This window comes from Cellulomonas hominis, from assembly GCF_901521055.1.
In the GTDB taxonomy this organism is placed as follows: domain Bacteria; phylum Actinomycetota; class Actinomycetes; order Actinomycetales; family Cellulomonadaceae; genus Cellulomonas; species Cellulomonas endometrii.
This window is the reverse complement of sequence record NZ_CABEGA010000090.1, coordinates 1-7,398: the sequence shown is the minus strand read 5'-3', so window position 1 is coordinate 7,398 and position 7,398 is coordinate 1. Positions and strand designations below refer to the sequence as shown.

The following is a 7,398-nucleotide window of genomic DNA, read 5'->3' as shown; positions in this document are numbered from 1 at the left end:
CGACGGTGGTCCGCGTGCTCATCCGACGAGCCTCAGCCCGGGCGTCACGGGCTGGTCCTGCGGCGGCAGCCCGTAGGGGTCGGTCGACGGGTCGAGCGGCAGCACGACCCGCAGGTCCTGCGCCTGACCGGCGCTGCCGCGGCCGGTGCGGGTGAGGTGGAGCTCGTGCGCGCGCAGGCGTCCGTCGCCGTCCCCGACGCCGGTCCACCGGCCGCCCTCGACGGTCAGCACGGTGCCGGCGCCGGACCAGGGCGCGGTGGACAGCAGCACGGAGCCACGGTCGCGGGCCCGCGCCATGAGGCGTCGGCGGTCGGCGTCCGACAGGTGGGCCCCGGGGCCGACCACCACGACGTCGATCCCGTCGAGCAGCGCGGCGATCACCGTCGGCGCGTCCACCCCGGGGTGCGGCACCACGGCGAGCCGCTCCAGGGCGACGCCGGTCTGCGCGGCCGCCAGCAGGCCGAGGCTGGGCTGGCCGACGACGGCCGCCCACGCCTCCCGGGCGGTGCAGGCGGCGGCGATCATCGCGAGCACGAGGGAGGTCGAGCCGAGCACCGCGGTGGTGCTGCCCCGCCGCAGCCCGTCGGGCAGCAGCGGGGTCAGGGCGGGAGGGACGGCGAGCGGCGGGCGGTCGGTGAGCAGCAGCGGGCCGCGCGGGGGCGCCGGCCGGGACGGACGCTCCGGGGCACGGTCGGGCAGGTCCGGGACGGCGACCGGACCGCTGAGCACCTCGGGCGCGGCGACCGTGCCGGCCGGGGACCCGACGACCGCGAGCGCCGCGCTGCCCGCCACCACCGGGACCGGTGACGGGGCTGACGACGACGCCGCGGCACGGCCGTCGGCGGGGCGGGCGGCGTGCGGGACGCGCCCCGTGCGAGGTGCCGGACCGCGGACGTTGGGAGCAGGTCCGGGGACGGGTGCGGGTGCGGTCCGTCCGCTGTCGGCCGGGCGTCCGCTGTCGGCCGGGCGTGCGAGACTGCGCGCTCCGGTCCGCAGCTCGGCGTGCGCCAGGGCGGCCCGCGCCCGGGCGATCCGTTCCTCCTGGCTCACCGCCCCCACACCCTCTCGCTGCATCGTTCGAACACGTGTTCGATTGTGCCAGTAGACGCTGACACTCCCGCCGCCGTCAATCCGGCGTCGCGCGGCCTGTGGACGACCTCCGGCGAGTCGCTCGGGCCCGCCTGCAGACCCCGTCGGGCCGGGGCATGATGACCGGGCACGGCACGCCCGGACGGCCCACGGGAACGGCCGCCCGCGCCCATCAGGAGGAGGACCATGACCGTCTCGCTGACCCGTCCCGTCGCCCCGGAGCCCTACGCGCTCCTGCCGTCCGTCGCGGCCTTCGACCTCGCGAGCGCCGACGTCGTGCACGGCGAGCCGATGCCGTCGAGGTTCGCCGCCGACGGCGAGGACCTGTCCCCCGCGCTGGAGTGGTCCGGGTTCCCCGAGGGCACGCGCTCGTTCGTGGTCAGCTGCTTCGACCCGGACGCCCCCACGCCGGCGGGGTTCTGGCACTGGACCGTGGTGGACGTGCCGGTGAGCACGACGTCGCTCCCCCGCGGCGCCGGCTCGGCGGACGGCGGCCTGCTGCCGGACGGGGCGTTCCAGGTCCGCAACGACGGCGGGTCGGCAGGCTACGCGGGCGCGGCACCGCCGCCCGGGGACCGGCCGCACCGGTACGTCTTCGCGGTGCACGCGCTCGACGTCGAGCACCTGGACGTCCCGCCGGACGCGACCCCGACCGCTGTGGCGTTCGCGGCGCTGTTCCACACGGTGGCGCGCGCGACCCTCGCCCCGACCTACGCCCTCTGACCTGCGCCCGCCGACCGGGGCGTCAGCCCGCGGGCAGCCCCAGGTCCAGCACCATCCCCGTCGCCCCGGGCGCCACGTCGCGGAACCCGAGCGACTCGTACAGCGCCCGCCCGGGCGGGTCGGCGACGAGCGTGATGTAGGCCCCCTGGGGCGCCCGCGCCCGCACGTCGTCGAGCAGCCGGGTCAGCACGCGCCGGCCGAGCCCGCGGCGCTGGTGCGCGGGGTCGACGGCCATGTCGGCGACGAGGAAGTACCAGCCGCCGTCCCCGACCACGCGCCCCATCGCGACCACCGTCCCGTCGGCGGTCCGGACGTGGCACCACGACCAGCTCCCGGCGAGCGCCCCGTCGGCCTGCTCGGGCCGCTTGGGGGGCAGCCCGGAGTCGCGGCGCAGGCGCAGGTAGTCCGCGCGGGGCGGCGCCGCCGGGACGACCACGTACGGGTCGGCGGCGAACGGGTCCGCGGCGACGGGGCCCGCGGTGAGAGGGCCCGCGGCGACGGGCCCCACGGGCGTCGGGTCGGTGGTCACCCGCCCATCATGACGCCCGGCCCGACGCCGCGCCCGCACCCCTGGCCCTGTCCCCGTCCCGCCCCGCGGCACGACCGGGCGCCGCGTCGGTGCAGGTGGGTAGCCTGCACCGCATGCCGTTGACGCTCGGGACCCTGACCTGGCTGCGCGCCGTCGACCGCCTCGACCTGCTGGCCGAGCCCACCGCCGCGGCGGTGTCGGGCTGGGCGGCGGCCGACCCCGCGGTGGCGGACGCGGTGCTCGTGACCGAGATCGACCCGGAGCTGGCGGACACGGCGGCGATGACGGAGGCGTACGACCTGCCGCTCGCCGTCTCCGCGAACTGCGTCCTGGTGTCCGGCCGGCGGGCCGGCGAGGAGCGGATCGCGGCGGCCGTGGTGCGCGCGACGACGCGGGCCGACGTGAACAACGCCGTCAAGCGCCTGCTGGACGTCCGCAAGGCGTCGTTCCTGCCGATGGACCGCGCCGTCGAGGAGTCGGGCATGGAGTACGGCGGGATCACCCCGCTGGGCCTGCCGTCGGGCTACCGGGTGCTGCTGGACGCGTCGGTGGCCGCGGACGGGGAGGCGGGCGGCACGGTCATCATCGGCTCGGGCCTGCGCCGGTCGAAGATCGCCCTGCCGGGGTCCGTGCTGGCGTCCGCGCCGGGCGTCGAGGTCGTCGAGGGCCTCGGCCTGGCCTGAGCCGCCCCAGCCGCCCGCGCCTCCCGGGCCGCCCGAGCCGCACCACCCGCGGCCCACCACCGGGGTCACGCCCCGGCGGGCACCCGCAGCCCCACCGCGGCGGCGGTGCGCAGGGCGACGGCGTCGAGGTGCTCGGCGCGGGACTCGACGACCCGCCGGTAGTGGCCGAACAGCTCGAAGCTGACGCAGCCGAACAGCTCCGTCCACGCGTCGACGACGGCCAGCGGCAGGCGCGGGTCGACGCTCGCAGCGTCGGGCCGCCGCTCCTCCGGGTACCCGTCGAGGGCGTAGGCCAGCAGGGTGCGCGCGTCGTCCAGCAGACCGGGCGGGAGCATCACGGCACCCGCGGCGGCCGGGTCAGCCGCGCCGGACGTCCACGCGTCCACCGCGATGGTCGCGAGCAGCAGCGCGACCCGGGCGGCGGGCGCCGTGGTGTCCTCCGGGGCCCGGTAACCGGGCACGGGCGAGCCGTAGATGAGCGCGTACTCGTGCGGCCGGGCGAGCGCCCAGCCGCGGACGCCCCGGTGCACCGCGAGCCACCGCCCCAGCAGGTCGTCGCGGGCGACGGCGGCCTCGGCCTGCGCGGCGGCGTCGCCCAGGCCGGCGTACGCGTCGGTGATGAGGGCCGTCAGCAGCGCGTCCCGGTTGGGGAAGTACCGGTAGACCGCCGAGGGCGCCATCCCGAGGGTCCGGGTGACGGCGCGCACGGACAGGGCGGCCGCACCGACCTCGCCGAGCTGGGTCCGCGCGGCGTCGGTGATCTCGCGCAGGAGCTCCCTGCGGGCACGGGCACGGGCGCCCTCGCCGGGGGTGCTGGTGGTCATCGCCCCAGCCTCGCACCCGCGCCCGCGGAGTCCGGGCACGACACCCGCCCTTGCGCTGGAACGTGAACAGTGCTCACACTAGAGATCACCGTTCACACACTGCCCTCCGGGAGCCCGCATGTCCACGTACCTCGTCGTCGGCGCCGGCCCGGTCGGGACCGCGCTCTCGCGGCTCCTCGCCGACCGCGGCGACACCGTCACGGTCGTCACCCGGTCCGGCCGGGGCCCCGCGCACCCACGGATCACGCGCGTCGCCGCGGACGCGAGCGACCCCGCCGCCCTCGGGCCGCTCGCCCGCGAGGCCGCGGCGGTGGTGAACTGCGCCAACCCCGGGACCTACATGGAGTGGGAGGCGCAGTGGCCGCCGCTCGCCGCCTCGCTCCTCGCGGCCGCGGAGGGCAGCGGCGCCGTCCTGGTCACGCTGAGCAACCTGTACGGCTACGGCCCCGTCGACGTGCCCATGACGCCGGACCTCCCGCTCGCCGCCACCGGCCACAAGGGCCGCCTGCGCGCCCGGATGTGGCAGGACGCGCTCGCCGCGCACGACGCGGGCCGGGTCCGGGCGACCGAGGTCCGGGCGGCGGACTACGTCGGCCCGACGGTCACCGCGGCAGGCGGCCTGCTGCGCCGGTACGCGGACGCGGCGCTGCGCGGGCGCACCGTGTGGTCGTTCGGCGACCCGGACGCGCCGCACTCCTTCTCCTTCGTCGACGACGTCGCCGGCCTGCTCGCCACCGCCGCGGACGACCCCCGCGCGTGGGGCCGCGCGTGGCACGTGCCCGGCGCGGGACCCCGCTCGGTCCGGGAGGTGCTCGCCGACCTCACCGGTGCCGCGCCCGGCTCCCCGGGGACCGGACGGCCCCCGCGCGTCCGGCGGGTCCCGCGCGCCGCGCTCACCGCCCTGGCGCCGGTCGTCCCGCTGCTCCGCGAGCTGGGCGAGGTGCTGTGGCAGTTCGAGCGCCCGTTCGTGCTCGACGCCACCCCCACCACCGCGACCTTCGGGCAGACCGGGACCCCCTGGCCGCAGGTCGTCGCGGCGACCGCCCCCGCGTGGGCCCCCGCCTGACGGGTCCCCGGCCCTCCGCCGCCGGCCGTCCTCGACGCGCGCCGCGACCGCCCCGCGACTAGCGTGACCTGCGCAACCGCGCTCCGGTGGCGTGGACCACCCCGGGGAGCGCGCTGGCCTCTGGAAGCGGGGCCGCCGGGACTGCCGCGCGCAGGTGCGCGGCGCGAGGAAGGCCACCGATGCGAGCACCGAGCCCCCGTGGACCGTTCAGCGAGCGCGTGCTGGCCGCCCTGACGTCGGGGACGGTCGGCCCGGACCTGCCGGAGGCTGCTGCGCGGGCGGTGCGGGCCTCGGACGACCTGCTCACCGACGAGGACGTGCAGGTCGCGCTGACCGCGCTCTACGAGCTGCACCACCAGGGCCTCGACGGCGTCGACGAGCGCCTGGAGTGGGACACGACGCTGCTGCGCACCCGCGCGGTCGTCGAGGAGCGCTTCGAGGAGCAGCTGCGCGCCGAGGTGTCCGTGCCCGCGGACCTGGTGGCCGAGCTCGAGGCCCACGTCGCCTCGGAGGGCCTGGGCCCGGCCGTCGCGCGTGCCCTGTTCGACCTGACCGGCCGGGACGACGGCCCGAGCCTGTCGGCGTACGTGGCGCGCCGGGCGACCGACGAGCAGCTGCACGAGATGCTGATCCACCGGTCGGTCTACCAGCTCAAGGAGGCGGACCCGCACACCTGGGCGATCCCCCGCCTCGCGGGGTTGCCGAAGGCCGCGCTGGTCGAGATCCAGGCCGACGAGTACGGCGGCGGCCGCCCCGAGCGGATGCACGCGGCGCTGTTCGCCCGCACGATGCGGGGGCTGGGGCTGGACGACACGTACGGCCGCTACGTCGACGACGTGCCGGCGATCACGCTGGCGTCCGTGAACATGATGATGATGTTCGGGCTGCACCGGCGGCTGCGCGGCTGCGTCGTCGGGCACCTCGCGGCGTTCGAGATGACGTCCTCGCAGCCGAACCGCCTGTACGGCAACGGGTTCCGCCGGCACGGGTACGACGCCGACGTGACCTGGTACTTCGACGAGCACGTCGAGGCCGACGCGGTGCACGAGCAGATCGCCGGGCGGGACCTCGCGGGCGGCCTGGTGGAGCAGCAGCCGGAGCTCCGTGACGACGTGCTCTTCGGCGCCGCGGCGTGCCTCGCGGTCGACGGCCGGGTCGGCGCGCACATCCTGGAGCACTGGGCCGCGGGCGAGTCGTCCCTGCGCCGGCCCGCGCCGGTCGGGAGCCCGGCGTGACCCTCGCGGACGCGGAGTACGTCCTGCCGCTGCGGTGGCAGGACGACCGCGGTCTGGCCGAGCTGGCCGGCTACCTCGGGCGGCTGGTCCGGTGGCTGCCCGTGACGGTGGTGGACGGCTCCGACCCCGACCGGTTCGCCGCGCACGCCCGGGCCTTCCCGCCGGAGGTGCGGCACGTGCGCCCGGGCCCGTGGCCCGGCGGCAACGGCAAGGTCGCGGGTGTGGTGACGGGCCTGGCGCTCGCGACGGCCGAGCGGGTCGTGGTCGCCGACGACGACGTGCGGTACGACGCGGAGACGCTCCGCGCGGTCCTGGACCGGCTGGACCACGCCGACGTGGTGCGCCCGCAGAACGTGTTCGACCCGCTCCCCTGGCACGCGCGCTGGGACACGGCACGCACGCTGCTCAACCGCGCGTTCGGCGCCGACTACCCCGGCACGCTCGCGCTGCGGCGGACGGCCCTGGGCCCGGACGGCTACGACGGCGACGTGCTGTTCGAGAACCTCGAGCTGCTCCGGACGGTCCACGCGCGCGGCGGCACCGAGCACCGGGCCGACGACGTGTACGTGGTGCGGCGACCGCCCGAGGTGGCGCACTTCTGGCGCCAGCGGCCCCGCCAGGCTTACGACAGCCTCGCCCAGCCCGCGCGGTTCGCCGCCGAGCTCGCGGTCCTGCCGGCGTTCGTCGTGACCGCCCGGCGACGGCTCGGGCTGCTCGTGCTCGTGGCCGTCGCGGCCTGCGCGGCGGCCGAGCGCGGGCGCCGCCGGTCCGGGGGCGCGACGGTCTTCCCGGCCTCGACGACGCTCCTCGCGCCGCTGTGGGTGCTCGAGCGCGGCGTGTGCGCGTGGCTCGCGCTGGCGCTCCGCGCGACCGGGGGCGTCCCCTACGCGGGCCGGCGGCTGACGCGGGCCGCCACCCCGCCGCGCGAGCTCCGTGCCCGCGCAGCGACGCCCGACCGGCCCGGCCGCGACGACGCGCCCGGCCGCGACGACGCGCACGACCCGCACGACCACTCCCCGCGGCACCGCGCCCCCGGTCCGGCGACCGACGCCCCCGGTCGCGCGGAGCGCCAGCGCGAGCCACGCGCACACGCCGCGCTCGAGCACCCACAGCGGCGCGAGGAGCGTCGTCGAGGCCGGGAAGACCGTCGCGCCCCCGGACCGGCGGCGCCCCGGCCACGGGCACGAGCAGCCCGAGCCCTCGCCCGGCGGTGCCGGCGGCCGCCGCCAGGACCGCCCCCTCGCGCGCG

At 78.1% G+C, this 7,398-nt stretch carries 8 protein-coding genes; 5 read left to right on the top strand and 3 right to left on the bottom strand.

From position 1 onward, the window contains the following. Positions 1-18: 18 nt before the first annotated feature. Positions 19-792 carry a hypothetical protein gene (locus KJP73_RS18365; RefSeq protein WP_213284329.1) on the bottom strand — a complete coding sequence of 258 codons (774 nt, stop codon included), beginning with the start codon at positions 790-792 and terminating at the stop codon, positions 19-21. A 483-nt stretch (positions 793-1,275) separates the two neighbouring features. On the opposite strand from KJP73_RS18365, the gene KJP73_RS18360 reads away from it, so the two are divergent. After that, on the top strand, positions 1,276-1,812 hold the full coding sequence (locus KJP73_RS18360; RefSeq protein ID WP_213284328.1) for a YbhB/YbcL family Raf kinase inhibitor-like protein: 537 nt from the start codon (positions 1,276-1,278) through the stop codon (positions 1,810-1,812). 22 nt (positions 1,813-1,834) lie between these two features. Here KJP73_RS18360 and KJP73_RS18355 read toward each other — a convergent pair whose 3' ends face one another. Next, positions 1,835-2,341, bottom strand: a complete 507-nt coding sequence (locus KJP73_RS18355) for a GNAT family N-acetyltransferase (RefSeq protein WP_349628348.1) — start codon at positions 2,339-2,341, stop codon at positions 1,835-1,837. A 113-nt stretch (positions 2,342-2,454) separates the two neighbouring features. On the opposite strand from KJP73_RS18355, the gene KJP73_RS18350 reads away from it, so the two are divergent. Beyond that, on the top strand, positions 2,455-3,024 hold the full coding sequence (locus KJP73_RS18350; protein WP_213284327.1) for a YbaK/EbsC family protein: 570 nt from the start codon (positions 2,455-2,457) through the stop codon (positions 3,022-3,024). 65 nt (positions 3,025-3,089) lie between these two features. On the opposite strand, the gene KJP73_RS18345 is transcribed toward KJP73_RS18350, so the two are convergent. Next, entirely contained in the window at positions 3,090-3,848 is a 759-nt protein-coding gene (locus KJP73_RS18345; RefSeq protein ID WP_213284326.1) for a TetR/AcrR family transcriptional regulator, read from the bottom strand. A gap of 118 nt (positions 3,849-3,966) precedes the next feature. Here KJP73_RS18345 and KJP73_RS18340 point away from each other — a divergent pair, with 118 nt between their 5' ends. The 3 genes from KJP73_RS18340 to KJP73_RS18330 form a co-directional block, all read left to right on the top strand. Further along, a complete protein-coding gene (locus KJP73_RS18340) occupies positions 3,967-4,914 on the top strand; it encodes an NAD-dependent epimerase/dehydratase family protein (RefSeq protein ID WP_213284325.1) in 948 nt (315 codons plus the stop codon). A gap of 179 nt (positions 4,915-5,093) precedes the next feature. After that, on the top strand, positions 5,094-6,149 hold the full coding sequence (locus KJP73_RS18335; RefSeq protein ID WP_213284324.1) for an iron-containing redox enzyme family protein: 1,056 nt from the start codon (positions 5,094-5,096) through the stop codon (positions 6,147-6,149). Next, a partial coding sequence (locus KJP73_RS18330; protein ID WP_213284323.1) for a glycosyltransferase occupies positions 6,146-7,398 on the top strand: 1,253 nt, incomplete at its 3' end. The genes KJP73_RS18335 and KJP73_RS18330, both read left to right, overlap by 4 nt.